Annotated in this window: 24 protein-coding genes; 14 read left to right on the top strand and 10 right to left on the bottom strand. The window is 73.3% G+C overall.

The genetic code is table 11. The features are described from left to right. Positions 1–141 precede the first annotated feature (141 nt). On the bottom strand, positions 142–1,413 hold the full coding sequence (locus ACFZCF_RS13940) for a beta-eliminating lyase-related protein (protein WP_391286648.1): 1,272 nt from the start codon (positions 1,411–1,413) through the stop codon (positions 142–144). Positions 1,414–1,551: 138 nt separating this feature from the next. Between ACFZCF_RS13940 and ACFZCF_RS13945 the strand changes: the two genes are divergently transcribed. From ACFZCF_RS13945 to ACFZCF_RS13990, 10 genes are all read left to right on the top strand, one after another. Then, positions 1,552–2,529, top strand: a complete 978-nt coding sequence (locus ACFZCF_RS13945) for a DUF2520 domain-containing protein (RefSeq protein ID WP_391286649.1) — start codon at positions 1,552–1,554, stop codon at positions 2,527–2,529. Then, positions 2,526–3,596 carry a pantoate--beta-alanine ligase gene (gene panC, locus ACFZCF_RS13950; RefSeq protein ID WP_391286650.1) on the top strand — a complete coding sequence of 357 codons (1,071 nt, stop codon included), beginning with the start codon at positions 2,526–2,528 and terminating at the stop codon, positions 3,594–3,596. The genes ACFZCF_RS13945 and panC overlap by 4 nt, the downstream gene beginning before the upstream one ends. Further along, positions 3,593–5,266, top strand: coding sequence for an L-aspartate oxidase (locus ACFZCF_RS13955; protein WP_391286651.1), 1,674 nt, complete (start codon positions 3,593–3,595; stop codon positions 5,264–5,266). Before panC ends, ACFZCF_RS13955 begins: the two co-directional genes overlap by 4 nt. Positions 5,267–5,336: 70 nt before the next feature. Next, on the top strand, positions 5,337–6,350 hold the full coding sequence (gene nadC, locus ACFZCF_RS13960; RefSeq protein WP_391286652.1) for a carboxylating nicotinate-nucleotide diphosphorylase: 1,014 nt from the start codon (positions 5,337–5,339) through the stop codon (positions 6,348–6,350). Next, entirely contained in the window at positions 6,350–7,156 is an 807-nt protein-coding gene (locus tag ACFZCF_RS13965; RefSeq protein WP_169093168.1) for a type III pantothenate kinase, read from the top strand. The genes nadC and ACFZCF_RS13965 overlap by 1 nt, the downstream gene beginning before the upstream one ends. Before the next feature lie 191 nt (positions 7,157–7,347). After that, positions 7,348–7,920 (top strand): hypothetical protein, encoded by a 573-nt coding sequence (locus tag ACFZCF_RS13970; RefSeq protein ID WP_388443553.1) that lies wholly within the window; start codon positions 7,348–7,350, stop codon positions 7,918–7,920. A 14-nt stretch (positions 7,921–7,934) separates the two neighbouring features. Next, the gene (locus tag ACFZCF_RS13975) at positions 7,935–8,111 is read left to right on the top strand and encodes a hypothetical protein (protein ID WP_388443373.1); all 177 of its coding nucleotides are present in this window, start codon (positions 7,935–7,937) and stop codon (positions 8,109–8,111) included. Positions 8,112–8,241: 130 nt separating this feature from the next. Further along, the gene (locus ACFZCF_RS13980) at positions 8,242–8,655 is read left to right on the top strand and encodes a BlaI/MecI/CopY family transcriptional regulator (protein ID WP_388443376.1); all 414 of its coding nucleotides are present in this window, start codon (positions 8,242–8,244) and stop codon (positions 8,653–8,655) included. A 15-nt stretch (positions 8,656–8,670) separates the two neighbouring features. Next, positions 8,671–9,180, top strand: a complete 510-nt coding sequence (locus ACFZCF_RS13985) for an amino-acid N-acetyltransferase (protein ID WP_388443379.1) — start codon at positions 8,671–8,673, stop codon at positions 9,178–9,180. 185 nt (positions 9,181–9,365) lie between these two features. After that, a complete protein-coding gene (locus ACFZCF_RS13990; protein WP_383458062.1) occupies positions 9,366–9,701 on the top strand; it encodes an Lsr2 family protein in 336 nt (111 codons plus the stop codon). Here ACFZCF_RS13990 and ACFZCF_RS13995 read toward each other — a convergent pair. After that, the gene (locus tag ACFZCF_RS13995) at positions 9,680–10,276 is read right to left on the bottom strand and encodes an SCO3374 family protein (RefSeq protein WP_391286653.1); all 597 of its coding nucleotides are present in this window, start codon (positions 10,274–10,276) and stop codon (positions 9,680–9,682) included. The two genes, ACFZCF_RS13990 and ACFZCF_RS13995, sit on opposite strands and share 22 nt — an antisense overlap. Positions 10,277–10,749: 473 nt before the next feature. Between ACFZCF_RS13995 and ACFZCF_RS14000 the strand changes: the two genes are divergently transcribed. Next, positions 10,750–13,269, top strand: a complete 2,520-nt coding sequence (locus tag ACFZCF_RS14000) for an ATP-dependent Clp protease ATP-binding subunit (RefSeq protein ID WP_388443385.1) — start codon at positions 10,750–10,752, stop codon at positions 13,267–13,269. Positions 13,270–13,342: 73 nt separating this feature from the next. Here ACFZCF_RS14000 and ACFZCF_RS14005 read toward each other — a convergent pair whose 3' ends face one another. Further along, the gene (locus ACFZCF_RS14005; protein WP_391286654.1) at positions 13,343–16,285 is read right to left on the bottom strand and encodes an NACHT domain-containing protein; all 2,943 of its coding nucleotides are present in this window, start codon (positions 16,283–16,285) and stop codon (positions 13,343–13,345) included. Between the two features lie 476 nt (positions 16,286–16,761). Between ACFZCF_RS14005 and ACFZCF_RS14010 the strand changes: the two genes are divergently transcribed. After that, positions 16,762–17,463, top strand: coding sequence for a M23 family metallopeptidase (locus ACFZCF_RS14010; protein WP_388443389.1), 702 nt, complete (start codon positions 16,762–16,764; stop codon positions 17,461–17,463). Between the two features lie 12 nt (positions 17,464–17,475). Here ACFZCF_RS14010 and ACFZCF_RS14015 read toward each other — a convergent pair whose 3' ends face one another. Then, positions 17,476–18,030: a TetR/AcrR family transcriptional regulator gene (locus tag ACFZCF_RS14015; protein ID WP_388443392.1), complete on the bottom strand. Its 555-nt coding sequence runs from the start codon at positions 18,028–18,030 to the stop codon at positions 17,476–17,478. 107 nt (positions 18,031–18,137) lie between these two features. Between ACFZCF_RS14015 and ACFZCF_RS14020 the strand changes: the two genes are divergently transcribed. Then, entirely contained in the window at positions 18,138–19,715 is a 1,578-nt protein-coding gene (locus ACFZCF_RS14020; RefSeq protein WP_391286655.1) for a DHA2 family efflux MFS transporter permease subunit, read from the top strand. Between the two features lie 69 nt (positions 19,716–19,784). On the opposite strand, the gene cseC is transcribed toward ACFZCF_RS14020, so the two are convergent. The 6 genes from cseC to ACFZCF_RS14050 all read right to left on the bottom strand — a co-directional run bounded on the left by cseC (position 19,785) and on the right by ACFZCF_RS14050 (position 25,243). Next, positions 19,785–21,101, bottom strand: coding sequence for a two-component system sensor histidine kinase CseC (gene cseC, locus ACFZCF_RS14025; RefSeq protein WP_388443398.1), 1,317 nt, complete (start codon positions 21,099–21,101; stop codon positions 19,785–19,787). 3 nt (positions 21,102–21,104) lie between these two features. Further along, on the bottom strand, positions 21,105–21,815 hold the full coding sequence (gene cseB / locus ACFZCF_RS14030) for a two-component system response regulator CseB (protein ID WP_391286656.1): 711 nt from the start codon (positions 21,813–21,815) through the stop codon (positions 21,105–21,107). A 60-nt stretch (positions 21,816–21,875) separates the two neighbouring features. After that, complete coding sequence (locus ACFZCF_RS14035) at positions 21,876–22,679, bottom strand: hypothetical protein (RefSeq protein ID WP_391286657.1); 804 nt, start codon at positions 22,677–22,679, stop codon at positions 21,876–21,878. Next, the gene (locus tag ACFZCF_RS14040; RefSeq protein WP_388443406.1) at positions 22,667–23,263 is read right to left on the bottom strand and encodes a SigE family RNA polymerase sigma factor; all 597 of its coding nucleotides are present in this window, start codon (positions 23,261–23,263) and stop codon (positions 22,667–22,669) included. The genes ACFZCF_RS14035 and ACFZCF_RS14040 overlap by 13 nt, the downstream gene beginning before the upstream one ends. A gap of 264 nt (positions 23,264–23,527) precedes the next feature. Further along, on the bottom strand, positions 23,528–24,532 hold the full coding sequence (locus ACFZCF_RS14045; protein ID WP_391286658.1) for an A/G-specific adenine glycosylase: 1,005 nt from the start codon (positions 24,530–24,532) through the stop codon (positions 23,528–23,530). Between the two features lie 33 nt (positions 24,533–24,565). After that, positions 24,566–25,243 carry a phosphatase PAP2 family protein gene (locus ACFZCF_RS14050; protein ID WP_388443412.1) on the bottom strand — a complete coding sequence of 226 codons (678 nt, stop codon included), beginning with the start codon at positions 25,241–25,243 and terminating at the stop codon, positions 24,566–24,568. A 215-nt stretch (positions 25,244–25,458) separates the two neighbouring features. On the opposite strand from ACFZCF_RS14050, the gene ACFZCF_RS14055 reads away from it, so the two are divergent. Continuing rightward, a complete protein-coding gene (locus tag ACFZCF_RS14055; protein WP_391286659.1) occupies positions 25,459–26,337 on the top strand; it encodes a hypothetical protein in 879 nt (292 codons plus the stop codon). Positions 26,338–26,448: the final 111 nt, after the last annotated feature.

Below are 26,448 nucleotides of genomic sequence, written 5' to 3' on the forward strand. Positions count from 1 at the left end.
CGCCCGCCGCGGGACCGACCGGCTCCACCGCCGCCCGGCCCGGGCCGAGGGACCGGACGCCTCCGCTCCGGGCGGACCGCGCCTCAGCCGCCCGGCCGAGCGCCCGGCCGCCTCAGCCGCATGACAGCGGTGCCCGTCGCCTCAGCCCTCGACGAGCGCCAGGAAGTCCCGTACGGCCTTCACGACGTCCTCGGCCGTCCACTCCAGGCCCGCCTCGGCCACCGTCACCTCGGTGTACGCGGTCCCCGGCGGGCCGCCCGCGCCCGGGGCGGACCAGCGGCGGAAGAGACACGCCCCGGTCCGCTCCGTCAGGGCCAGCGCCGCCGCGGTCAGGACCTCCGGCTCGTACGGCAGCCACACCTGGAACTGGTGGGTGTGCGGCACCTCCGGGTGGATCCGGAACCAGCCGGGACCGCCCGCACCGGCGAGCGCCTCGCGCAGCGCCTCCGCGACCACGCGCGCGTGCGCCACGTACGAGGGCAGCCGGGGCAGCTCGGCGTCCAGGCCGCGCAGGGCCGTGAGCGCGGCCGGGTACTGCTGGAAGAGCAGGCCGCCGTAGCGGTGGAGCCAGACCCTGGCCTCCGCCACCAGCTCCTCGGGCCCGGCCAGCACGGCCCCGGACAGCCCGCCGAGGGACTTGTAGAACGACACGTACACGCTGTCCGCGAGCCCGGCGATCTCCGCGAGCGGCCGCCCGAAGTGCGTCGGGCACTCCCACAGCCGCGCGCCGTCGAAGTGGACCACCGCGTCCCGCTCCCTGGCCGCCTCGACGGTCGCGGTGAGCTCCTCCCAGGACGGCAGCACGAAACCGGCGTCCCGCAGCGGCAGCTCCAGCATCAGCGTCCCGAAGGGCTCCGGGTGGTCCCGTACCTCCTCGGCCGTCGGCAACCGGGGCGCGTCCGTCGGGTGGACCGTCCGCAGCCCCGACACGGTCCCGAAGGCGTCCTCCTCGTGGACCTCGGGGTGGGCGAGCGAGTGGAGCGCCACGACCGGGTTGCCGGTGCGCCCGGCCCAGCAGCGCAGCGCCACCTGCTGGGCCATGGTGCCGCTGGGGAGGAAGACGGCGGCCTCCATCCCCAGCTCCTCGGCGACCCGGCCCTCCAGGAGCTCCACGAGACCGTCGCCGTACGTGTCGGGGAGCGCGTCGGCGAGGCCCGCCGCGTCCGTCCACTCGGCCAGCTCGCGCAGCCGCGCCCCGACCGTGCCGTCCACGGACGGGCGCCACAGCGAGCGCGCCGCCCCGCCCCAGACCCGGGCCCGGTGCCGCCGCGCCGCGGCCCCGTCGGAGGCCGCCGCGACGACCTCCCCGGCCGCCTCCCCCGTCGTCCCGCCGGACGCCTCGCCCCGTACCCCGCCGGACGCCTCTCCGGTCACCTCTCCGGGTGTCTCCGGTGGCAGCTGATCCCTGTTCATGGAGAGATCATCACACCGTGGCCCGCACCCCCGCCTGCGGGTTTCGGGCGGCCGGGAGGAGGGGCGAAACGCTGGCGTAGCATGACGAGAAATCGTCCGGTACCCGCCGAGGACTGGAACGGAAGGCCCGTAACCACCGTGAACGCACCCGCAGCGCCAGAGCCCAGGGCCGAGGACCGGCCCGCCCGGCTGACCGTCGGAGTCGTCGGCGCCGGCCGCGTCGGCCCCGCGCTCGCCGCCTCCCTCCGGCTCGCCGGACACCGCCCCGTCGCCGTCTCCGCCGTCTCCGACGCCTCCCGGCGCCGGGCCGCCGCGCTGCTGCCGGACGTGCCGGTGGTGGAGCCCGCGCGGGTGCTCGCGCTCGCCGACCTCGTCCTGCTCACCGTCCCCGACGACGCCCTGCCGGGCCTCGTCGAGGGGCTCGCCGGGACCGGCGCCGTCCGGCCGGGCCAGCTGATCGTGCACACCTCGGGGCGGTACGGCGCGCGGGTCCTGGACCCGGCCCGGCGCGCGGGCGCGCTCCCGCTGGCCCTGCACCCGGCGATGACCTTCACCGGCACCGCCGTGGACGTGCAGCGGCTCGCCGGCTGCTCCTTCGGGGTGACCGCGCCCGAGGAGCTGCGGCTCGCCGCCGAGGCACTGGTCATCGAGATGGGCGGGGAGCCCGAGTGGATCGCCGAGGAGGCCCGGCCGCTCTACCACGCGGCCCTCGCCCTCGGCGCGAACCACCTGGTCACCCTGGTGGCCCAGTCGATGGAGCTGCTCCGCACCGCCGGTGTCGCCGCGCCCGACCGGATGCTCGGCCCCCTCCTGGGCGCCGCCCTCGACAACGCCCTGCGGTCCGGTGACGCGGCCCTGACCGGCCCCGTGGCGCGCGGCGACGCCGGCACGGTCGCCGCCCACGTCGCCGAGCTCCGCAAGCACGCGCCCGGCACCGTCGCCGGCTATCTGGCGATGGCCCGGACGACCGCGGACCGGGCCCTCGCGCACGGTCTGCTCAAGCCGGAACTGGCCCAGAACCTGCTGGGCGTCCTCGCCGCCGACCCCGCCGCCGGCCAGGCCGGCCCCGCCGACACGACAGGCCCCGCCGACGGGCCGCGAGGAGACGACCGATGACCCTGACCGATCGGAGGAACCCCGGGCGTCATGCGCCGGCGGAGCTGGTCTCCACGGTCGCGGAACTGGCACGCGCGCGTGCGGGCTTCGGCGGCCCGCCCGGGCGCAACGCCGTCGTCATGACCATGGGCGCCCTCCACGAGGGGCACGCCACCCTGATCAGGACCGCCCGCGAGCGGGTCGGCGCCGACGGCTTCGTCGTCGTCACCGTCTTCGTCAACCCGCTCCAGTTCGGCGCCGGCGAGGACCTCGACCGCTACCCGCGCACCCTGGACGCCGACCTGGAGCTGGCCTTCGCGGCCGGCGCGAGCGTCGTCTTCGCGCCCTCCGTCGACGAGGTCTACCCCGGCGGGCAGCCGCAGGTCCGGATCACCGCCGGGCCCATGGGGGACCGGCTGGAGGGCGCCTCCCGGCCCGGGCACTTCGACGGCGTCCTCACGGTCGTCGCCAAGCTCCTCCACCTCACCGGCCCCGACCTGGCCTTCTTCGGGCAGAAGGACGCCCAGCAGCTGGCCGTCATCCGGCGGATGGCGCGGGACCTGAACTTCCCGGTCGAGATCGTCGGCGTCCCCACGGTCCGCGAGGACGACGGACTCGCCCTGTCGAGCCGCAACCGCTACCTCTCGGCTGCCGAGCGGCACACCGCCCTCGCACTGTCCCGGGCCCTGTTCGCCGCCCGCGACCGGCTCGCCGCGCAGGAGGCGCTGCACGCCCGCGCCGTCGCCCTGCCCGGCGCCCAGGGACGGGCGGGGAACCGCGCCGAGGGGCTGTCCCGGCTCGGCGAGGCCCGGGCCGCCGCCGACGCGCACGCGGTCGCCCAGGCCGCCGAGGGCGGCGGCGCCGAGGCTGTCCGGGCCGCGGCCCGCGGCGTCCTGGACGAGGCCGCGAAGGCCGAGCCGCCGCTCGTCCTCGACTACCTGGCGCTGATCGACCCCGCCGACTTCACCGAGGTCGAGGACGGCCACCGGGGCGAGGCGATCCTGGCGCTCGCCGCGCGCGTGGGCACCACCCGTCTGATCGACAACATCCCGCTGACCTTCGGAGCCATCCAGGGAGCCGCCTCGTGACCGGAATACGACTTCACGCCCCGGCGCCCGGCTGGGCCATCGACGCGGACGTCGTCGTGGTGGGCTCGGGCGTCGCCGGGCTGACGGCCGCCCTGCGCTGCACCGCCGCCGGGCTCCGTACGGTCGTCGTCACCAAGGCCAACCTGGACGACGGTTCCACCCGCTGGGCCCAGGGCGGCATCGCCGCCGCGCTCGGCGAGGGAGACACCCCGGGCCAGCACCTCGACGACACCCTCGTCGCCGGTGCCGGGCTCTGCGACGAGCCGGCCGTCCGCCTCCTCGTCACCGAGGGCCCCGACGCCGTCCGCCGCCTCATGGCCACCGGCGCCGACTTCGACCGCACCGACGACGGCGAGATCGCCCTCACCCGCGAGGGCGGCCACCACCGCCGCCGGATCGCCCACGCGGGCGGCGACGCCACCGGCGCCGAGATCTCCCGCGCCCTGGTCGAGGCCATCCGCGAGCAGGGCGTCAGGACCATCGAGCACGCCCTCGTCCTCGACCTCCTCAAGGACGACGAGGGCCGCACGGCCGGCGTCACCCTGCACGTCATGGGCGAGGGCCAGCACGACGGTGTCGGTGCCGTCCAGGCCCCCGCCGTCGTCCTCGCCACCGGCGGCATGGGCCAGGTCTTCTCCGCCACCACCAACCCGTCCGTCTCCACCGGCGACGGCGTCGCCGTCGCGCTGCGCGCCGGAGCCGAGGTCTCCGACCTGGAGTTCGTGCAGTTCCACCCGACGGTGCTCTTCCTCGGCGCCGGCGCCGAGGGCCAGCAGCCGCTGGTCTCCGAGGCGGTCCGCGGCGAGGGCGCCCACCTGGTCGACGCGGACGGCGTCCGCTTCATGCTGGGGCAGCACGAGCTGGCCGAGCTCGCGCCCCGGGACATCGTCGCCAAGGCGATCACCCGCCGCATGCAGGAGCAGGGCGCCGAGCACATGTACCTCGACGCCCGGCACTTCGGCGCCGAGATGTGGGAGCACCGCTTCCCCACCATCCTGGCCGCCTGCCGGGCGCACGGCATCGACCCGGTCACCGACCCGATCCCGGTCGCCCCGGCCGCCCACTACGCCTCCGGCGGCGTCCGCACCGACCTCCGCGGCCGCACCACCGTCCCCGGCCTGTACGCCTGCGGCGAGGTCGCCTGCACCGGCGTGCACGGCGCCAACCGGCTGGCCTCGAACTCGCTCCTGGAGGGCCTGGTCTTCGCGGAGCGGATCGCCGCCGACATCGCCGAGCACGGCCCGCACCGCGAGGGCGTGGCGCGCAACGAGGACGGCGAGGTGCTGACCCTCGTCGCGCCCGAGGCCCGCCGCGAGATCCAGCGGATCATGACCAGGGACGCGGGCGTGCTGCGCTCGGCCGCCTCCCTGACGGCCGCCTGCGACGCCCTGGAGGCGCTCCGGCAGGGCACCGAGGAGGAGCGCAAGGCGGCCGAGCCGGGCGTCGACTCCTGGGAGACCACCAACCTGCTGTGCGTCGCCCGGGTCCTGGCCGCGGCCGCCCTGGCCCGCGAGGAGACCCGCGGCTGCCACTGGCGGGAGGACCGGCCGGACCGGGACGACGAGCGGTGGCGCCGCCACCTGGTCGTCCGGATCGCCGCCGACCGCCGCCCGGTGGTCCGCGTCACCGAGGGCGCGGACTTCCCGCCCGTGACCCCCGAAGCCCCGTGACCCGGGGCCCTTCGGCCTCCCGTACCCCCGTCATCCCCCGAAGCCCCGTCACCCCCAGGGAGCAGCAGCCGTGAGCACGCCCGAGGAATCCCGTCCCGAGCCCGTGGACGTCCCTCTCATCCAGATCAGCTCGTACGAGGAGTCCGGCGGCTGCGGCGACGGCTGCGGCTGCGGCGACGCGGAGGAGTACGAGTGCGGGCTCGACCCCGCGCTCGCCCAGCTGCTCGCCGACGCCGGCCTCGACCCCGTCCAGGTCGAGGACATCGCCCACCTGGCGATCGCCGAGGACCTCGACGGCGGTGTCGACGTGACGACCGTGGCGACCGTCCCGGAGGACGCCGTCGCGACCGCCGACTTCGTGGCCCGGGAGGCCGGCGTGGTCGCCGGTCTGCGGGTGGCCGAGGCGGTCCTGTCGATCGTCTGCACCGAGGAGTTCGAGGTGGAGCGGCACCGGGAGGACGGCGAGCGCGTCGAGCCCGGCGACCTGCTGCTCAGCGTCACCGCCCGCACCCGTGACCTGCTCACCGGCGAGCGCAGCGCGCTGAACATCCTGTGCCGCCTCTCCGGCATCGCCACGGCCACGCGCGCGTGGGCGGACGTCCTGGAGGGCACGAAGGCCGAGGTCCGCGACACCCGCAAGACGACGCCGGGCCTGCGCGCCCTGGAGAAGTACGCGGTCCGCTGCGGCGGCGGCGTCAACCACCGGATGTCGCTGTCGGACGCGGCGCTGGTGAAGGACAACCACGTGGTGGCGGCCGGTGGTGTCGCCGAGGCCTTCCAGGCCGTCCGCGAGGCCTTCCCCGAGCTGCCGATCGAGGTCGAGGTCGACACCATGCACCAGGTCCGCGAGGTCCTCGACGCGGGCGCCGACCTGATCCTGCTCGACAACTTCACCCCGGACGAGACCGCGGAGGCGGTGGCCCTGGTCGACGGCCGCGCGGCCCTGGAGTCCTCCGGCCGGCTGACGCTGGAGAACGCGGCGGCGTACGCGGCGACCGGCGTGGACTACCTGGCCGTCGGCGGCCTGACGCACTCGTCGCCGATCCTCGACATCGGCCTCGACCTGCGCGAGGTGCGCGACTGATGCTCCTCACCATCGACGTCGGCAACACGCACACGGTCCTCGGGCTCTTCGACGGCGAGGAGATCGTCGAGCACTGGCGGATCTCCACGGATCCCAGCCGGACCGCCGACGAGATGGCGGTCCTGCTCCAGGGCCTGATGGGCATGCACCCGCTGCTCGGCGCGGAGCTGAGCGACGGGATCGAGGGGATCGCGATCTGTGCCACGGTCCCGTCGGTCCTGCACGAGCTCCGCGAGGTGACCCGCCGCTACTACGGGGACGTGCCGGCCGTCCTCGTGGAGCCCGGCGTGAAGACGGGCGTGCCGATCCTCACCGACAACCCCAAGGAGGTCGGCGCGGACCGCATCATCAACGCGGTCGCGGCGGTCGAGCTGTACGGGGGCCCGGCGATCGTCGTGGACTTCGGCACGGCGACCACGTACGACGCGGTGACCGCGCGCGGGGAGTACGCGGGCGGCGCGATCGCCCCCGGCATCGAGATCTCGGTCGAGGCGCTGGGCGTGAAGGGCGCGATGCTCCGCAAGATCGAGCTGGTCAGGCCGCGCGGGGTGATCGGGAAGAACACGGTCGAGGCGATGCAGTCCGGCATCGTGTTCGGGTACGCGGGCCAGGTCGACGGCGTCGTCGCCCGGATGAAGCGGGAACTCGTCGGCCCGAAGGGCGACCCCTCGACGGTGACGGTGATCGCCACCGGCGGCCTCGCCCCGATGGTCCTCCGCGACTCGGCCGAGATCGACCGCCACGAACCCTGGCTCACCCTCATAGGCCTCCGCCTGGTCTACGAACGCAACGTCTCCCGCATGTGACCCGCCCGGGCCCCGGTGCCCGCGGTGGCGTGTCCGCGGGTGGCGAGGGCCCGGCGCCCCAGGGGGGAGGGGCCCGGCCCCCGCAGGTGGAGGGGGCCGGTACCGACGCGCCGGGGTGATCGCTAAGCGAAATTTGTCCGATTAGCGCGTATCGTCGCCCCATGCCCACGCCCTACGGATCCCGCGGCGGCATGGCGTTCAGCGCGGACGAGCTGCGTGTGCTCCGACGCGCCCTCGCCAACGCCCTCCACCCCGCCCCCCTCCCGGAGGAGGACGTCCGCGACGCCCTCCGTCTGGCCTCTTCCGTGGACGAGGCGGTGCGCGAGGCGGACCGGCTGCGCGCCTTCCTCCTCGCCGACCTGGTCCGCTACCGCGAGTGCCTCCCCGGTTCGCTCACCGGCTACCTGGAACGCCTGGAGGAGGCCCTGGCCGGGGGGTACGACCCCGGCGTCGACGACCTGGCCGCCCTGCGTGCCCTGCGCGCCCACCCGGCCGCGGGCCGGCTGCTCGACCGCTGCCAGGTCCTCGCCGAGCGCTCCGTACGGGCGCGCCTCGCCCGCGTCTCCCAGGCCACCGCGAGCGCCCCGGCCGCCTCCCGCGCCCGGCTGCTCGCGCTGCCCGGTGGCCGGGCCGCCCAGGAGCCCCGCCCCAAGCCGCAGACCCCGACCCCCACCGAGCGGCCGGTCCCCAAGCCCTCCGAGGTCTTCCCGCCACGCCGACGCCCGGTTCCACCGCCCCCGCCCGAGGAACGGGTCGCGGGCTAGCTACCCTGGTCGGCATGGACTACGTCTCCGCGCTCGTGCCGCCGGTCGTGATGGCCGGGTTCTTCATCGCCCTCATCGTCGTGATCGTCAAGACGCAGGGCGGTCCGAACAAGGCCAAGGAGGACGCCGTGGTCGACGCGGCGCTGGCCCGCGCGGAGGCCGCCCGCCAGTCGGACGGCCCCGACGCGTAGGACCCGCAGGACCCCCAGGGGCGTACGACCGCCAACGGTCGGCGCCCCTTTTGTCGTGCCATGGGGTGTTGTGGACGGGCTTCGTCCGTCAATAACCGCTATTCCCGTTACCTCCCACTAGGGTGAGCCTGTGCCGCGCCCCTTGGGAGAACTCGAAGACGCCGTCATGACGCGCATCTGGCAATGGAACCGCCCGGTGACCGTCCGGGAAGTCCTGGAAGACCTCCAGCAGGAACGCTCCATCGCCTACACCACCGTCATGACCGTCTTGGACAATCTCCATCAGAAGGGCTGGGTGCGCCGGGAAGTCGAAGGCCGCGCCTATCGATATACGGCGGTCTCCACCCGCGCCGCCTACTCGGCCGCCCTCATGAACGAGGCCTGGACGCAGAGCGACAACCCCGCGGCCGCCCTCGTCGCCTTCTTCGGGATGATGTCCCCGGAACAGCGCGAGTCCCTGAACGACGCCATCCGGATCGTCCAGCGCGACATCCCGATCCCCGCCCCGCCCGAGGAGGGCGAGGGGGAACCGGAGTCTTCCTAGCGGTACCGTCCCCCCATGTCGAAAGCCGTCACCGTACGCCGTGCCCGCACCTCCGACGTCGCCGCCGTGCGACGCCTGGTCGACCCCTACGCGCGCCGCGGCATCCTCCTCGACAAGGCGACGGTGACGTTTTACGAGGCCATCCAGGAGTTCTGGGTCGCGGAACGCGACGAGGACGGGGAGGTCGTCGGAGTCGGCGCCCTGCACGTCATGTGGGAAGACCTCGCGGAAGTCCGCACGCTCGCCGTCGATCCCGACTTCAAGGGCGCCGGCGTCGGCCATCAGCTGCTCACCAAGTTGTTGCAGACGGCGCGCTGGCTCGGCGTGCGCCGGGTTTTCTGTCTCACCTTCGAAGTCGAGTTCTTCGCGAAGCACGGCTTCGTCGAGATCGGCGAGACCCCGGTCGACGGAGATGTCTACGCCGAGCTCCTCCGTTCCTATGACGAGGGCGTCGCCGAGTTCCTCGGTCTCGAACGAGTGAAGCCGAACACCTTGGGCAACAGCCGGATGCTTCTGCACCTGTGACCTATCCCGGCGGCGGAACCCGTGGAACCCCTCCGGAACCCCGCTGGAAGCCCGGTGGAGCCCTATGTCCGAATCGCGCACGTTTCCCGCGCTGTCGGGCATCTGAACCTCTCCCAGGGGTTTGTGTTTTTCCGGGAAAAGCGGTTTCCTTTCCGCGTACTGCATTTTCGATGAAAGGAAATCCGGTGGCACAGAAGGTTCAGGTCCTTCTTGTCGACGACCTCGACGGCGTCGAGGCGGACGAGACCGTGACGTTCGCGCTGGACGGCAAGACCTACGAGATCGACCTCACCACCGCCAACGCGGAGAAGCTCCGTGGCCTGCTCGAGCCGTACACCACGAGCGGGCGCCGCACCGGCGGCCGCACCACCGCGGGCCGCGGCAAGGGCCGCGTGGCCACCTCCGGCAGCCAGGACACGGCGAAGATCCGCGCCTGGGCCAAGGAGAACGGCATGGAAGTCAACGACCGCGGCCGCGTTCCCGCCCACGTCAAGGCGGCCTACGAGGACGCGAACCGCTGAGGCGTCCGCCGCTGAGCCGCCGGCCCGCCGGCCCGGGCGCTCAGCAGCCGCAGCCGGTGGCACTCCACCGCGGCCGCGGCCACCAGGCGCGTCAGACACGGGGCCTCCGCACGGCCCCACGGCCCGGACCGCGGAGCCGGCAGCGAGGACTCCACCTCGCGCCCCGGCTCGGGGGCCCGCAGCCAGACGGCGGCGTCCGGCGCGCCGGAACCGCCCCGCCCCGGCGGCGGGGGAGCGGTCATCCGGCCGTCGGCGCCCAGCGCCACCAGGTCCAGTGAGATCCCGCCCCACTCCAGCCACTCCAGCAGGCCGGGGAGCTCCTCCGCGCCACCCACGGCCACCAGGAGCCGCATCCGGCGCCCCAGCAGGGCCACGGGACCGGTGGCCGCGCCCACCCGGCGCAGCACCCCCCGGCCGGCCGCGGCGGGCAGGTCGAGCACGTCGAAACGCAGCCCCGTCACCAGCTGCGTCGGCGGACCCGGCACGGTGGCCCAGCCGAGCTCCCGCTCGTACCAGAGCGCGAGCTCCCGGCCGCCGTCGATCGGCGAGCGGGGAGACGGGACGGTGAGGGCCATGTCCGGGGAACTCCCGGGGGCCCCGGGAGGTTACGGCCCCGGCCGCGACCGGTGACGTAACGTTCCGGTCCGGGAACCCGAGGTGTCCGGTAATGGGGCGTACGAGCGCATTCGGCGACGCAACTCTGTTCGCTGGTAGCGGAGGGAACCCGGGTGTGCCGCATGGAGTGTCCGACCCGACGGGTAAGACATTCCTAGTGGAGAGGGGTGACCCGGCCGGCCGGTCCGTCTCGCGTTCGCCATCGGCGTACTCAAGGCGGGGGTAACCACTTGGCCTGCGGGAACATCGTCTCGCACCATCGAGTTGGAGCATTTGTCGGCTGTTCGGCAGCGGGCCACCCCAGGGACAAGGGGGTGATCCGGACGGATGTCGGCAGTTGGAATGAGCGGTCCCCGCTTGCGGGACTAAGCTGCGGAAGGACAGGGAGGGGATCGACCCCTAACTGACTGACCGCTCTGAGGAGCGATTAACGATGTTCGAGAGGTTCACCGACCGCGCGCGGCGGGTTGTCGTCCTGGCTCAGGAAGAAGCCCGGATGCTCAACCACAACTACATCGGCACCGAGCACATCCTTCTGGGCCTTATCCATGAGGGTGAGGGTGTCGCCGCTAAGGCCCTGGAGAGCCTCGGGATTTCGCTCGAGGCGGTCCGCCAGCAGGTGGAGGAGATCATCGGCCAGGGGCAGCAGGCCCCGTCGGGCCACATCCCCTTCACCCCTCGCGCCAAGAAGGTCCTGGAGCTCTCGCTCCGCGAGGCCCTCCAGCTCGGCCACAACTACATCGGCACGGAGCACATCCTGCTCGGCCTGATCCGCGAGGGCGAGGGCGTCGCCGCCCAGGTCCTCGTGAAGCTGGGCGCCGATCTCAACCGGGTCCGGCAGCAGGTCATCCAGCTGCTCTCCGGCTACCAGGGCAAGGAAGCCGCCACCGCCGGCGGCCCTGCCGAGGGCACCCCCTCGACGTCCCTGGTCCTCGACCAGTTCGGCCGCAACCTCACGCAGGCCGCTCGCGAGTCCAAGCTCGACCCGGTCATCGGGCGCGAGAAGGAGATCGAGCGGGTCATGCAGGTGCTGTCCCGCCGCACCAAGAACAACCCGGTCCTCATCGGCGAGCCCGGCGTCGGCAAGACCGCCGTCGTCGAGGGCCTGGCGCAGGCCATCGTCAAGGGCGAGGTGCCCGAGACCCTCAAGGACAAGCACCTCTACACCCTGGACCTCGGCGCGCTGGTCGCCGGCTCCCGCTACCGCGGTGACTTCGAGGAGCGCCTGAAGAAGGTCCTCAAGGAGATCCGCACCCGCGGCGACATCATCCTGTTCATCGACGAGCTCCACACCCTCGTGGGTGCGGGCGCCGCCGAGGGCGCGATCGACGCCGCCAGCATCCTCAAGCCGATGCTGGCCCGCGGCGAGCTCCAGACCATCGGTGCCACCACGCTCGACGAGTACCGCAAGTACCTGGAGAAGGACGCCGCCCTGGAGCGCCGCTTCCAGCCCATCCAGGTCGCCGAGCCGTCGCTGCCGCACACCATCGAGATCCTCAAGGGCCTGCGCGACCGGTACGAGGCGCACCACCGCGTCTCCATCACCGACGAGGCCCTCGTCCAGGCCGCGACCCTGGCCGACCGGTACATCTCGGACCGCTTCCTCCCGGACAAGGCCATCGACCTGATCGACGAGGCCGGCTCCCGGATGCGCATCCGCCGGATGACCGCGCCGCCGGACCTCCGCGAGTTCGACGAGAAGATCGCCGGCGTCCGCCGCGACAAGGAGTCCGCGATCGACTCGCAGGACTTCGAGAAGGCCGCGTCCCTGCGCGACAAGGAGAAGCAGCTCCTCGCCGCGAAGGCCAAGCGGGAGAAGGAGTGGAAGGCCGGCGACATGGACGTCGTCGCCGAGGTCGACGGCGAGCTCATCGCCGAGGTCCTCGCGACCGCCACCGGCATCCCGGTCTTCAAGCTGACCGAGGAGGAGTCCTCGCGTCTGCTCCGCATGGAGGACGAGCTCCACAAGCGCGTCATCGGCCAGAAGGACGCCGTCATCGGCCTCTCGCGGGCCATCCGCCGTACCCGTGCCGGCCTGAAGGACCCGAAGCGTCCCGGTGGCTCGTTCATCTTCGCCGGTCCGTCCGGTGTCGGTAAGACCGAGCTTTCGAAGGCCCTCGCCGAATTCCTCTTCGGCGACGAGGACGCGATGATCTCCCTCGACATGTCGGAGTTCAGCGAGAAGCACACGGTTTCCCGTCTCTTCGGTTCGCCGCCCGGATACGTCGGCTACGAAGAGGGCGGCCAGCTCACCGAGAAGGTGCGCCGCAAGCCGTTCTCCGTCGTCCTCTTCGACGAGGTCGAGAAGGCCCACCCCGATATCTTCAATTCCCTGCTCCAGATCCTGGAGGACGGTCGCCTGACCGACTCCCAGGGCCGGGTCGTGGACTTCAAGAACACGGTCATCATCATGACGACCAACCTCGGGACCAGGGACATCTCGAAGGGCTTCAACCTGGGCTTCGCCGCCCAGGGCGACACGAAGTCCAACTACGAGCGGATGAAGGCGAAGGTCAGCGAGGAGCTGAAGCAGCACTTCCGCCCCGAGTTCCTCAACCGTGTGGACGACATCATCGTCTTCCCGCAGCTGACCCAGGACGACATCCTCCAGATCGTCGACCTGATGATCGGCCGCGTGGACGAGCGCCTCAAGGACCGGGACATGGGCATCGAGCTCTCCCAGTCCGCGAAGGAGCTCCTCGCGAAGAAGGGCTACGACCCGGTCATGGGCGCCCGGCCGCTGCGCCGGACGATCCAGCGCGAGATCGAGGACTCGCTCTCCGAGAAGATCCTCTTCGGCGAGCTGCGTCCCGGTCACATCGTGGTCGTCGACACCGAGGGCGAAGGCGACGAGCAGAAGTTCACCTTCCGCGGCGAGGAGAAGTCGGCCCTCCCCGACGCCCCGCCGGTGGTGGCGGGCGAGAGCGGCCCGAACCTCTCGAAGGACGCGTGACGCACGCGCCGAGCGTGTAGCGGTCTGAAGGGGCGGCCCCGGAACCAGCTGGTTCCGGGGCCGCCCCTTTGCGTCAGACGACGTGGATGTGCGGCGGCAGGTTCTCGGCGCCCGCAAGGGGCAGGCTGCGGGGGCCCACGACCCGCCGCAGACGGGGGAAGACACGGGTCAGGGGAACCGTGGGCGGAACCTTCTGGAGGTGGAGGCTCGTCACCGAGGGGAGGACGACGTCCTCCGGGCACAGGGTGACGGCGTGGGGGGCGAGCACCAGGGACTCCAGGCGGCTCAGGAGGGAGAGGGCCCGCCAGTACTCCTCGTGGCGGTGCCAGGTCCCCCACAGGGAGAGGTGACGCAGGTCCGGGAAGCGGGCGAGACCGGCGAGGTCGTCGTCGGGGGCGTGACTGGCGTACAGCTGGCGCAGGGGCGCCGGCGGCAGGTCGGCCAGCTTCCACGGCGTCACCGCCATCCACAGGAGCGAGAGCTCTTCGAGGTTCTGCTGCCGGCCCAGAGCGGCGGGGAAGGCCTGCCCGGCACCCCGGGCGACGACCAGCGTCGTGAGGTCGCAGCGCCCCAGCAGCGCCGCCACCCGGTCGTCGCCCACGCCTTCGCCGATCTCCAGGCGGCGCGGGGCGAGGCCGAGGCAGAGCAGCTCGTCCGCCTGCGCGTCGTCGGCGACGATGTAGCGCAGCTCCGTCGGATCGAGGCGGGCGATGACCTCCTCCGCGTACGGACGGGTGTCGAAGCGCTTCCAGGCCCAGACGAGCTGGGCCCGGACGTCCAGGGACGGGTGGTCGGCGAAGCGCGTCAGGTACGGGATCGCCGCGTCGACCGGGATGTGGCTCGCGGCGATCACCACCATCTCCGCCGTCCCGTCGTCCAGCCCCTCCGGGCCCGGCAGCAGGTCGAGGACGAGCCGTCCGGCCGCCGCCAGCTCGCGCGCCTCGTCCGGGTCCCGGGGCGGGATGATCTCCTCCGTACGCTGCGTGATCTCCTCCCGTACGTCCTGGGAGACCTCCGTCGCGTGCCCGAGGGCCGTCGCGGCCAGCAGGGTCAGGCGCAGCCGGGTGCGCCGGTCGTCGGACACGTCCGCCGCGCTCAGCAGCTCCCGCAGGATCTCCGCCGCCTCGCGGGGGCGGGCGTGGCCCACCGCCATGCGGATGACGTCCTCCCAGCGGTCGTCCGTCGCGTGGCGGACGAGGACGCCGATGTCCCAGTGGTCCACCAGGGCCTTGGCCGCCAGGTAGTCCTGGAAGGTGCGGTGGACGAAGTCGACCGTGTCGGCGGTGGGCTCGCGCAGGAGGCCGCTGCGGTGGAGGAGGTGGGTGAAGACCTGGTCCGGGGTGAGGTCCGTGAGACCCATCGCCGGGAGGGCCTCGGTGACCAGGGCCCGCGCGTGGGCGCGGTCCATGACGAAGCGGTCGTTGAGCGTCAGCCAGTACGCCAGGCGCTGGACCAGCTGGATCTGGGGGGCCTCGTCCAGGTCCACGCCGTAGGGCGCGCCCACGCCGCGTTCGCGGTCGCGGCGGGCGAGGAGCAGGGAGAGGGCCGCGTCGTAGAGGGGCTTGCGGCCCCGGGGGAGGTAGCCGCGGCGGTCGTGGTGGAGGGCGCAGATCAGGCCGCACATGAGGGGGTTGGTGGCCAGCTGGGCGACGTGTTCCGTCGTGCGGAGGGAGTCGAGGAGCTGCTGCTCGTACGGTGCGGCGGCCGGGCCGGCCGCGCGGTGCCAGCGGCGGACGAAGGTGGCGACCTCGGTGGGGGACATGGGGGAGAGGGTCAGTTCGGTGAAGCCGTCGCGGGCCAGCCAGTCGTCGCGTACGGCGGTGGGGCGGGAGGTGACGAGCCAGCGGTTGCCGGTCCCGTAGGCGGCGAGGAGGCCGCGCAGCCAGTCCCGGGCCCGGCCGCGCTCGGCTTCGGGGATCTCGTCGATGCCGTCGACGAGGACCAGTCCCCGGCCGGCGGCGAGGACCCGGTCGGCCCAGCCGTCGGGCGGGGTGAGCGGGCAGTCGGCGGCGGAGAGGAACCGTTCGGCCTCGGGGAGGCGCTCGCCGTGGCGGGTGAGGGTGCGCAGCGGGAGGACGAAGGGGACGCGGCCGTGGAGGTGGTCCATGCCGTCGGCCGTGGGGGTGCCGCACGCCGAGACCGTCAGCCACTGGACGAGGGTCGTCTTGCCGGAGCCCGCCTGGCCCCGGAGGAGGATCCGGTCGTGGGCGGCGAGCGCGAGGTCGGCGCGGAGGGAGACGTGCTCCTGGCGGTCGCGGGCAGCGGGGTCGGGTTCGGAGCCCGGGCCGCCGGGGTCCGAGGGTGTGCCCGCGGCCTCCAGGGACAGGTAGGCCACGTCGAGCGGCCATTCCTCGGCCGCGTCCCGCAGGTCGACGCCGTGGATCGTCAGGTGGCCGTGCTTCCGCGCCAGGTGGGCGAGGTAGCGGTGTTCGAAGGCGGCGTCCTCGGCGAGGTGGCCGGGATTCGCGACGGCCACGACGTCGAGCTTCGCGGCCAGCGCGGCCTGGCCGCGGGTCTGCTCGACCAGGGTGCGGGCGATGAAGGAGGGGCGGCTGGTGAAGAACTCCAGGATGTGGCGGCAGGCCCGGGCGGTGGTGGCCTCCAGGTAGTGGACGGAGTCCGCGGAGAGGCCGTCGGGGGCGGGCGCGGCGGCCCGCAGGCGCCGGGCGAGGGCCTCGTGGCCGAGGTGGACGGCCTGGACGTCGTCCATGTCGAGGTCGCCGAGGGCCAGCAGGTGCGCGGCGAGGGCGTCGGTGACGGCCTCGGTCTCGTCGGCGGGGAAGGGCCGCTCGCCGGGGCCCTCGCAGGTGCGGGCCACCAGGGTCGCGGCCAGTCTCCGGACGTCCTTCTCGGTGAGGGTGCGCTTCTCGCCGCGGAAGGAGAGGAGGGAGGCGAGCCGCACGGGGCGGTCCTGGCCGGTGAGTCCGGCCCCCGGCGCGTCGCCGGCCAGCAGTTTCTTCAGCAGCGGGCCGATCGCGGCCGACGCGAGACGGGTGCCGATGAGTGCCGGTTCCATGTGTGTCCCCCCGTACGTCCCCGGATGCGGTCAGCGTAGTGCGGGACGGCCGTCGGGCGGCTCCGGTTGCGTGACCCAGGTCGCAATGGCAGGGGGTGGCCGGTGACAAGGCGCACAGGGGTTTCGAAGGGTACTAGACGGGATCGTAGTGCTGATATGGGGTGAAACGGGACGTTCAGCCGTCAACCAGCAGGACCTGGGCCTCCGGCTGCCCGGATCGGCCGTGGCGCCGCCCGTGGGGGCCTTTCCGGGGAGGGCGACATGGGGCTAAACCCGAAATCTTGGGTTGTTATGTCCGATTTGGGGAGTGGGTGGCGGGGGCGTCAAGAGGGCTATTCCTGGGGAGATCGCTACGACCTCGTGTCGTAGATGGGGTGTTTTGGGATGACCTGGGTGGCGGGTTACCAAGGAACGGCCAGCCCGGCGCAACGCACCGTTCGCGTCGGGTCCCGTTCTTCCCGGAGGTCTTCCCCCGTATGTCGAAGCGCATGAACCCCGTCGCCCGCACCACCGCCGTCGCCCTCGCCGCCGCGGGTATGGGAGCGACGCTGGTGGCCGGAGCCGGGTCCGCCTTCGCCGCCGAGAGCAAGGCCGCCCCGGTCGCCGGTACCGCGGCCGCCGCCGTCGCGGCGCAGGCCGAGACCCAGGCCAAGGCCGCCGCCCACGTGAAGGCCGCCAAGGCGCAGGCCGCCAAGGCCGCCCAGGTGAAGGCCGCGGCCAAGAAGGCCGCCGCCAAGCCCGTCGCCGCGAAGAAGGCCAAGGGCTGGGTCAAGCCGGTCACCTCGTACGCCCTGAGCGCCAGCTTCAACCAGGGCGGCTCCATGTGGGCCCACAAGCACTCCGGCCAGGACTTCGCCGTCCCGACCGGCACCCCGGTCAAGGCCGCCGGCTCCGGCACCGTCGTGAAGGCCGGCCCGAACGGCGGCGGCGACGGCCCCGCGTACGGCAACGCCATCGTGGTGAAGCACGCCAACGGCACGTACTCGCAGTACGCCCACCTGTCGAAGATCAAGGTCCACATCGGCCAGAAGGTCGCCGCCGGTCAGCGGATCGCCTTCTCGGGCAACACCGGCAACTCCTCCGGCCCGCACCTGCACTTCGAGATCCGTACGACCCCGAACTACGGCTCCGCCATCAACCCGGCCGCGTTCCTGCGGACCCACGGCGTCACCATCTGACGCTGATCCGTGTCAGGCCCGGTGGGCCTGCTCGATCAGATCGAGGGCGACCTCGAGGACGGCTTCCCGCTTCTCCTCGGGGTCGTCCTCGTCGTTCTGCAGGAAGAACGTGCCCGCGTGCAGGGTGAAGATCGAGCTCATCGCGCGGACCCGGTCCTTCGTCGGCGCCTCGGGGTCCTGGACGTACTCGTAGAGCGCGAGCAGCCGCTCCTTGAAGGTGAGGCCGATGCTGAGCTCCCGCACGGTCGCCTGGTTCTCGTGCATGAAGCGGAACAGCGGGGTCGCGGCGAGCAGGCAGACCTGGTAGCGGCGCAGGATCTCCCGCTTGGTCTCCAGGGTGCGCGGCTGCTCGGCGGCCCAGGCGAGCAGCTCGTCCATCGGGCGCGTCAGGTCCTGGAAGATCCCGATGATGATGTCTTCCTTGGTCTTGAAGTGGTAGTACAGCGCGGCCTTGGTGACGTCGAGGCGTTCCGCGATCTCCCGCAGCGAGGTCTTCTCGTAGCCCTGCTCGGCGAAGAGTTCGAGAGCCACGTCCTGGATGCGCTGGCGGGTGTTGCCTCGGGCCATGGCTGTTCACTCCCACTTTCCACAAAACTTACTTGACGACCGGCAAGTGACGCGCCTACCGTCCCCAGTGTAGTAACTAGCCGGGCGGCAAGTAAGGGGACGCCACCATGACGGACATCGCACCATCGAAACAGACGGCGGGGGAGCCGGAGACCCAGCGCAGCGTGCGCGTGGTCCTCCTCGCCCTCATGATCGCGATGCTCCTCGCGATGCTGGACAACATGATCATCGGCACCGCGATGCCGACGATCGTCGGCGAGCTCGGCGGCCTGGAGCACCTGTCCTGGGTCGTCACCGCCTACACCCTGGCCACCGCCGCCTCCACCCCCATCTGGGGCAAGATCGGCGACATGTACGGCCGCAAGGGCGTCTTCCTCACCTCGATCGTGATCTTCCTGATCGGCTCGGCGCTCAGCGGCATGGCCCAGGACATGGGCCAGCTCATCGGCTTCCGCACCGTCCAGGGCCTCGGCGCCGGCGGTCTGATGGTCGGCGTCATGGCGATCATCGGCGACCTGATCCCGCCCCGGGAGCGCGGCAAGTACCAGGGCATGATGGCCGGCGTGATGGCCCTCGCCATGATCGGCGGCCCGCTGGTCGGCGGCACCATCACCGACCACTGGGGCTGGCGCTGGTCCTTCTACATCAACCTGCCGCTCGGCGCCGTCGCCCTCGCCATGGTCACCGCCGTCCTCCACCTGCCGAAGAAGCGGCGGGCGGCCGGCACCCGGATCGACTTCCTCGGCGCCGCGCTGCTCACCGTCGGCATCACCGCGATCGTCCTCGTCACCACCTGGGGCGGCACCGAGTACGCCTGGGGCTCGGCCACCGTCGTCGGCCTCGCGGTCGGCGGCACGCTCGCCCTCGCCGCCTTCCTGTACGTGGAGACCCGCGCGAGCGACCCGATCATGCCGCTGCACATCTTCCGCAGCCGCAACTTCACGCTGATGTCGCTGATCGGCTTCATCACCGGCTTCGTCATGTTCGGCGCGGTCCTCTACCTGCCGATCTTCCAGCAGTCCGTGCAGGGCGCCTCGGCCACCAACTCCGGCCTCCTGCTCCTGCCGATGCTGCTGTCGATGATGGTCGTCTCGCTGGTCGTCGGCCGCTTCACCACCAGCACCGGCAAGTACAAGGTCTTCCCCATCGCGGGCGGCGCCCTGATGACCGTCGGCTTCTTCCTGCTGTCCACCATGGACACCGGCACGGGCCGCCTGCTCTCCGGCGTCTACATGGCCCTGCTCGGCGCCGGCATGGGCTTCCTCATGCAGATCACCATGCTCGTCGCGCAGAACAGCGTCGAGATGAAGGACATGGGCGTGGCCTCCAGCTCCACCACCCTCTTCCGGACCCTCGGCTCCTCCTTCGGCGTCGCCATCATGGGCGCCCTCTTCACCAGCCGGGTCCAGGACGAGATGGCCGCCCGCGGCGGCTCCGGCCTCACCGAGCGGACCGCCCAGCTCGACGCCGCCAGCCTGGCCAAGCTGCCGGAGGCGCTGCGCGAGGCCTACCAGCACGCCGTGGCCGCCGGCACCCACTCCGCCTTCCTCGTCGGCTCGGCGGTCGCGGTCCTCGGCTTCGTCCTCGCCTTCCTCGTCAAGGAGGTGGCGCTGCGCGGCGCCGGCCCCGCGACGCCGGAGAAGCCGGCGGACGAGGGCACGGCCAAGGTCGCCGAGACGGTCTGACCGTCCTCGCACGCGCGCGTGGGGCCGGTCTCCGACGAGACCCGGCCCCACGCGCGCGTACCCCCGGCCCTATCCCGGAAGCCGCAGGATCGGGAAGCTCCCCGTGTTCGTCGGCGCGTGGTCCGGCAGCCACAGCACCGCGACCGCCCCGCCGACGCCCTCCGGCGAGCCCTCCGAGGCGACGTTCCGGAAGGTCAGCCGGGCACCGAGGACCCGCGCCTGACCGGCCGCGATCGTCAGGCCCAGGCCGTGGCCCTGGCCCGCGCGGTCGCTCGTGCCCGTACGGAAGCGGCTCGGGCCCTCGCGCAGCAGCGCCTCCGGGAAGCCGGGGCCGTGGTCCCGTACGCGCACCACCCGGCCCTCGACGGTGACCTCCACCGGCCCCCTGCCGTGCTTGGCCGCGTTCGCCAGCAGGTTGCCGAGGATCCGCTCCAGGCGGCGCGGGTCGGTCGACACCCAGGACTCGTGGACCACCCGGACCTCCGCGTCCGGGAACATCGACCGCACCCGCCGGTCCACGAACTCGGCGAGCGCTATCTCCTGGAGCTCCGCACGCTCCGAGGCCCCGTCGAGCCGGGCCACCTCCAGGACGTCCTCGACCAGCGTCCGCATCGCCTGCGCCCGGTCCCGCACCAGCTCGGTCGGACGGCCCGGCGGCAGCAGCTCGGCCGCCGTCAGCAGCCCGGTCACCGGGGTCCGCAGCTCGTGCGCGATGTCCGCGGTGACCCGCCGCTCGGCCTCGATCCGCTCGTGCAGCGCGTCGGTGAGAGAGTCGATCGCCCACGCCAGGTCGTCGGTCTCGTCGCGTACGACGCCGCCGACCGCGTCCCGCACCCGGACGTCCCCGTTGCCCTGGGCGACCCGGCCGGCCGCCGCGGCGGCCTTCCGCAGCCGCCGGGACAGCTGCCCGCCGACCAGGATGCCGAGCGCGCAGCCGCCGAAGACCACCGACACCGAGCCGATGACCAGCGCCCGGTCGAGGTCCTTCATGATCGTGGCGCTGCGGTCGGCGAAGGGGATGTGCAGCGACAGCACGTCGCCGTTGGCCAGCGGCACCGCCGCCCACACGTCCGGCGGCCCGCCGTGCCGGTGCTCCTGCACGTATGTGCCCCGCCGCTGGTCCCGCATCAGCTGGTCGAGCTGGTCCGGCAGCGCCGGGTCGTTGATCTTGGCGCCGAAGCGCGGCTCCTTCGGCTTGGAGGTCTCGTAGAGGCGCTGGGCGAAGAGCAGCCGTTCCATCTGCACCTCGCGGGCGTTGTCGAGCATCGAGATCCGGGCGGCGTTGTGCACGACCACGCTGAGGGTGACCGCGATCAGCGCGCCGACCGCCGCGATGGCCAGGGCGATCTTCCAGCGGACGCCGGTGCGGAGCGGGAGCGCTCTCACCGATCAGCCCCTGAGCTTGTAGCCGAAGCCGCGGACCGTCTCGATCCGGTCCTGGCCGATCTTGGCGCGCAGCCGCTGCACGTGGACGTCGACGACCCGGGTGTCGCCGCCCCAGCCGTAGTCCCAGACCCGCTCCAGGAGCTTGTCCCGGGAGAGCACCGTGTTCGGGGCGGAGGAGAACTCCAGGAGCAGCCGCATCTCGGTCGGCGTCAGCGCCACCGGCGTACCGCCCCGGCGCACCTCCATGCCCTCGGTGTCGACCTCCAGGTCCCCGTCGCCGAAGACCAGCGGCCCGCCGTCGCCGGCCACCGCCCCGGCCGCCTCGCCCGCGCCGTTGCCGGCCGCGTGGCCGAAGCGGCGCAGCACGGCCCGGATGCGGGCCATCAGCACGGAGCCGTCGAAGGGCTTGGTGACGTAGTCGTCCGCCCCGGCCTCCAGGCCGAGGACGACGTCGATGGAGTCGGCGCGCGCCGAGAGCATGATCACCGGGACGGTCGACTCGTCGCGGATCCGGCGGCAGAGGCTGACCCCGTCCATGCCCGGCAGCATCACGTCGAGGAGGGCGATGTCCGGCCGGTGGGCACGGAAGGCGTCCAGGCCGGAGAGCCCGTCGGGCATCGCGGTGACGCGGAAGCCGTCCCGCTCCAGGGCGAGCTGGGTGGCCTCCCGGATGACGTCGTCGTCCTCGACGAAGAGGACATGGGTCTCGGCCATCGTGCGGGTCCTTCGGAGGTGGTGGGTGGGACGGGACGGCGGGCGGGGCGGGGAGGCCGCTCAGCCGGCGGCGGACGGGCTCGGCACCGGCTCCGGCACCTCGCCGGTCCCGTCGCTGCCCTCGCCGACGCCGCGGCTGTAGTCGTTGTGCACCCAGTCGTGCTGGGCGAACCTCTTCCCCGACCAGCGGTACGTGATGATGTCCTCGCCCGACGGGTAGGCGACCGGGTCGCCCTCCGCGTACACCTGCTTCGTGACGATCAGGTCGCCGCGGTCGATGGTGCCGAAGACCGCCGCGTCCTCGGCCATGAAGACGTTCTCGTAGCCGTCGGCGCCGGTGCCGCCGCCGCTCTTGCCCCGATACACGTACGTGCCGATCCCGACCGCGTCGCCGCAGGTCATCACGTTGACCACCACGTCAGGGACGGAACCGTCGGTGAGGTTCCCGTACGAGGCGTCCACCGGGTACGCGTCGGCCACGCACGGCTTCAGGTCGGCCTTCACCCGCGCGCCGATCTTCGGGTCGCCCTTCAGGAGCGCGACCGGGTCCACCCGGGGCGCCGCCTTCGCCGCGTCCGAGCCCGCGCCGGGGGAGGTGGCGGGCGGCGTGGGGGCGGCGGCGGCCGTCGCCTCGGCGCGGGCCGCGCCCTCGTCGCGCGAGCCGGTGCCGCCCGTGGAGCACGCGGCCACGAACAGGCCGAGGGCGGCGAGTCCGGCCATCGCCGTGACACCCGCCGCCTTGGGACCCGCCGTCCGCGCCGCCCCACCGCCGGAGACGGAGCCGGGACCCGCGGGGGCCCCGCCACCGGTACCGCCGAAGGGGGTTCTGACGCCGTCGGCGTCGCCGTCGTCTAGGCCGCGCACCGCTCGCGTCCTCCCTCGTCACCTCGCACGGCCGCCGCAGCCGACCGCTGTCCACCGGTCCGCTCCACGGGCCGCCCCAGCGCGCGGGCGTCCAGGTCGCGGCTCTCCAGCTCCTGGCGGAGCCGGGCGAGCGCGCGGTGGAGCGTCGACTTCACCGTACCCGTCGACATGCCGAGGGCCGCCGCGGTCTCCTCCGTGCTCATCTGCTCCCAGTGCCGCAGCACCACGACGCTGCGCTGCTTGGGCGCGAGCACCTTGAGGACGTCCATGAGCAGGGCCCGGTCGGCGTGCTGCTCCGTCGGGTCCTCCACGCGCGCGTCCGGCAGCTGCTCGGTCGGCACCTCTTCGAGGCGGCGCGCCCGCCACCACTCCGTCCGCGTGTTGATCATGACACGGCGCAGGTACGCGTCGGCCAGGGACTTGTCCGCGATCCCGTCCCAGCGGCCGTACGTGCGGACCAGCGCGGTCTGGAGCAGGTCCTGCGCGTCGACCGGGTCCGGGACGAGGCGGCGGGCGCTGCGCAGCAGCGCGTCCTGCCGCGTGCGGACGTACTCCTCGAAGTCGAGCACCTCGCCCTGGCTCATCCCGACTGCCTCCACATCCCCGTGACCTGCTTGTACTCCGTGTCGTCGACGACGCTACGGAGCGCTTGTCACGGGCCTGTGCGGGGCAGCCGTCGGTGGACGCACGGCTACCCATCGGTTGTGTAACAGCGGCGGCGGGACGGGCCCTTCGGTCGGGGCGGGCACGGCGCGGGGGCGCGCGCGGACCGGGCGGGTGCCACGAGCCGGGCGGGGCCCACGAGCCGGGCGGGGCCCCGGGTGGACGTCCCGGGACCCGCGCGCGTCTCAGGTCAGCGGGAGGCGGTACCGGCCGCCGTCCAGCGGCTCCACCAGACCGTCCGAGACCAGGCCGTCCAGGGCCCGGCCGCGCTGCACCGGCTCGTCCCAGACCGCGTCGAGCGCGGACTGCGGGACGGGACCGGGGGCGTCACGGAGCACGGCGAGGAGCCGGCCGCGGACCTGGCGGTCGGTGCCCGCGTACGTCTGGCCGCGGCGGGGCGGGCCGTCGTGGGCCGGCTTACCGGCGAGCAGCCAGGCGCAGCGGTCGGCGACCGGGCAGCGCCCGCAGTCCTCGTTCTTCGCCGTGCAGACCAGGGCGCCCAGCTCCATGGAGGCGGCGGCCCAGCGGGCCGCGGTCGCCTCGTCGTCGGGCAGCAGCTCCCGGGCGAGGCGCCGCTCGGCGGCGGTGGTGGCGTTCGGCGGGTACTGGACGCCGCTCGCCGCGCGGGCGAGGACCCGGCGCACGTTGGTGTCGAGGACCGCGTGCCGCTGCCCGTACGCGAAGGAGGCCACGGCCGCGGCGGTGTACTCGCCGATGCCGGGGAGCGCCAGCAGCTGCCCGTGGTCGCTCGGCACGTCTCCGTGGTGCCGGTCCCTTATCGCCACGGCCGCCGCGTGCAGCCGCAGGGCACGGCGCGGGTAGCCGAGCCGGCCCCAGGCGCGGACGGCCTCGCCGGGCGGCTCGGCGGCCAGGTCGGCCGGGCGCGGCCAGCGCGCCAGCCACTGCTCGTACACCGGCAGGACCCGGACGACGGGCGTCTGCTGGAGCATGAACTCGCTGACCATGACACCCCAGGCACCGGCCTCGGGGCGGCGCCAGGGCAGGTCGCGGGCGTGCCGGTCGAACCAGGCGAGGACCGGCCCGTGCAGCTCGGCGGGGTCGACGCCGGCCGGCGCCGGGCGTGCGCCGGCGCCGGCCGGAGTCGTACGGGCGCCCGACGGATCCGTACCGGCGTCCGGGCGGGAGGCGGTGGAGCGGGACAGGGAGGCGGGGGCATCGATGGAAGTCATGGCACCCCCGATCCTGGCACGTCCCGCGGACGATCAGTACGCGCCGTGGCGCGCGCGCGAGCGGCGCTCGGGGCGCGCGGAGGCGTGCGCCGGGGTCGCGGGCCCCCGCCCCGCGCACCACACGACCGCCGCGCTCCGGCTGGACCGGGCCGTCTCCACCAGCGCCGTCATCGGCCGGCGCGCGGCCCGCATGAAGAGGAAGGCGACCAGGCCGCCGAGGAGCAGGCCCGCGGTCACGTCGTGCGGGTAGTGGACGCCGACGAAGACGCGGGAGAACGCCATGAGGATCGCCATCGGCACGGTCAGCCAGGCGATCCCGCGCCAGGACAGGGCGAGCGCGATCGCGGCGGCGCCGGCGATCGTCGAGTGGTTGCTGGGGAAGGACCAGTCGCCGTACACGGGGCAGTCGATCAGCGCGGCGGGCGCCCCGGCGACGGCCCGGCACGGGCGCTCCTCGTCGATCAGCGACTTCAGCGCCTCGCTCACCACGTAACCGAAGGCGGTCGCGAGCGGGGCGAGGAAGGCGACCGCCATCGCCAGGCTCGATCCGGTCCGCGAACGCCACCAGCCGGCCAGGAACAGCGCGCCGAAGAGCAGCAGTCCGAGCTCCGTCCACACTTCGGCGAGCCACTGGAACCAGTGCGGTGTGGAGTGCGCGAAGTCGAGGACGTCGAGGTAGAGACGGTCGGAGAGGTCGAGGAGGGTTTCCATGGGACATGACGCTAACCGGAATCCGGAGCGCCCCGCCCCGGGCCAAGGACCGGACCGACCCCCGACGAAAGTGGGGGATGGGTGGCGGGAGCGGTGATTTCCGGCCGCCGCGGGGAGAGTTCCCGTTCCCCGAGGATGTGATCATCGGCAAAACTTGGGCTCTCGGGCGGCGGGTGGGGCGGGAGTTGGGCCTGATCTCTCGTAAGGTTCGGAGCGTGGGATCTTTGCGCAATCCGGTCGGGCCGCTTCCCTCCACCATCTACTGGCGACGGAGGGCGGTCGCGCTGTGCCTGATCGCGCTCCTCGCCCTGCTGACCCTGTGGGCCGTCACCTCCGGTGACGGCGGCGGGAAGAAGGGGAACGACGCCACCAACGGCGCCTCCCCCGTGCCCTCCATCACCCCGGGGCCGGGCGGGACCGGTCCCGCCATCAGCCAACAGCCGGGCGGACGCGACGAGTCGGGCGACTCCGGCGACGCGGGAGAGACCGGCACGGGCGACGGTACGGGCTCCGGCGACGGCGCGGACGCCGGATCCGGGACGGACGCGGGTGCCGGTACGGACGCGGGCCCGGGGTCCGGCGCGGACGAGGCCGGTTCCGGTTCGACGGGCAAGAACGGCGACACCGACGGCGCGGGCGGCGACGGCGGGGCCGGAACGGGCGCGGGACAGCGCCTCCCGGCCGACTCCCCCCTCCCGAACTGCCCTGCCGGATCCCTGGAGTTGACGCTGCGCAGCGCCAAGCTCACGTACGAGCCCGGCGAGAGGCCCCGCTTCCACCTGGTCCTCAAGAACACCTCGGACACCGACTGCAAGGCCGACCTCGGCCCCCGCGCCGCCGTGCTGAAGATCAGCAACCCGCAGAGCGACCGCCTCTGGTCCTCCGACGACTGCCCGCGCCCCGCCGACCCGGTGCTGCTGAGGCTCCCCGCACGCGCCACGCTCACCCACACCGTGGAGTGGGACCTCCGGCGCAGCGCCCCGCAGTGCGCCACCGCGCCCGCGGGCACCGCCGGCCCGGGCAACTACCTGGCCGAGGCGACCGTGGCGGGCGGCCGGACGGTCGCGACGCCGTTCAGCCTCGCGAAGGACTGAGCGCAGCCGTGACGAAGGACTGAGAGAAGCCCTGGAGGAGGGCTTGGGCGCAGGCCTGGACGAAGGGCTGAGCGCAGGCTTGGACGAAGGGCTGAGCGCAGGCCTCGCGGG

This window comes from Streptomyces sp. NPDC007945, from assembly GCF_042958885.1.
Taxonomy (GTDB): domain Bacteria; phylum Actinomycetota; class Actinomycetes; order Streptomycetales; family Streptomycetaceae; genus Streptomyces.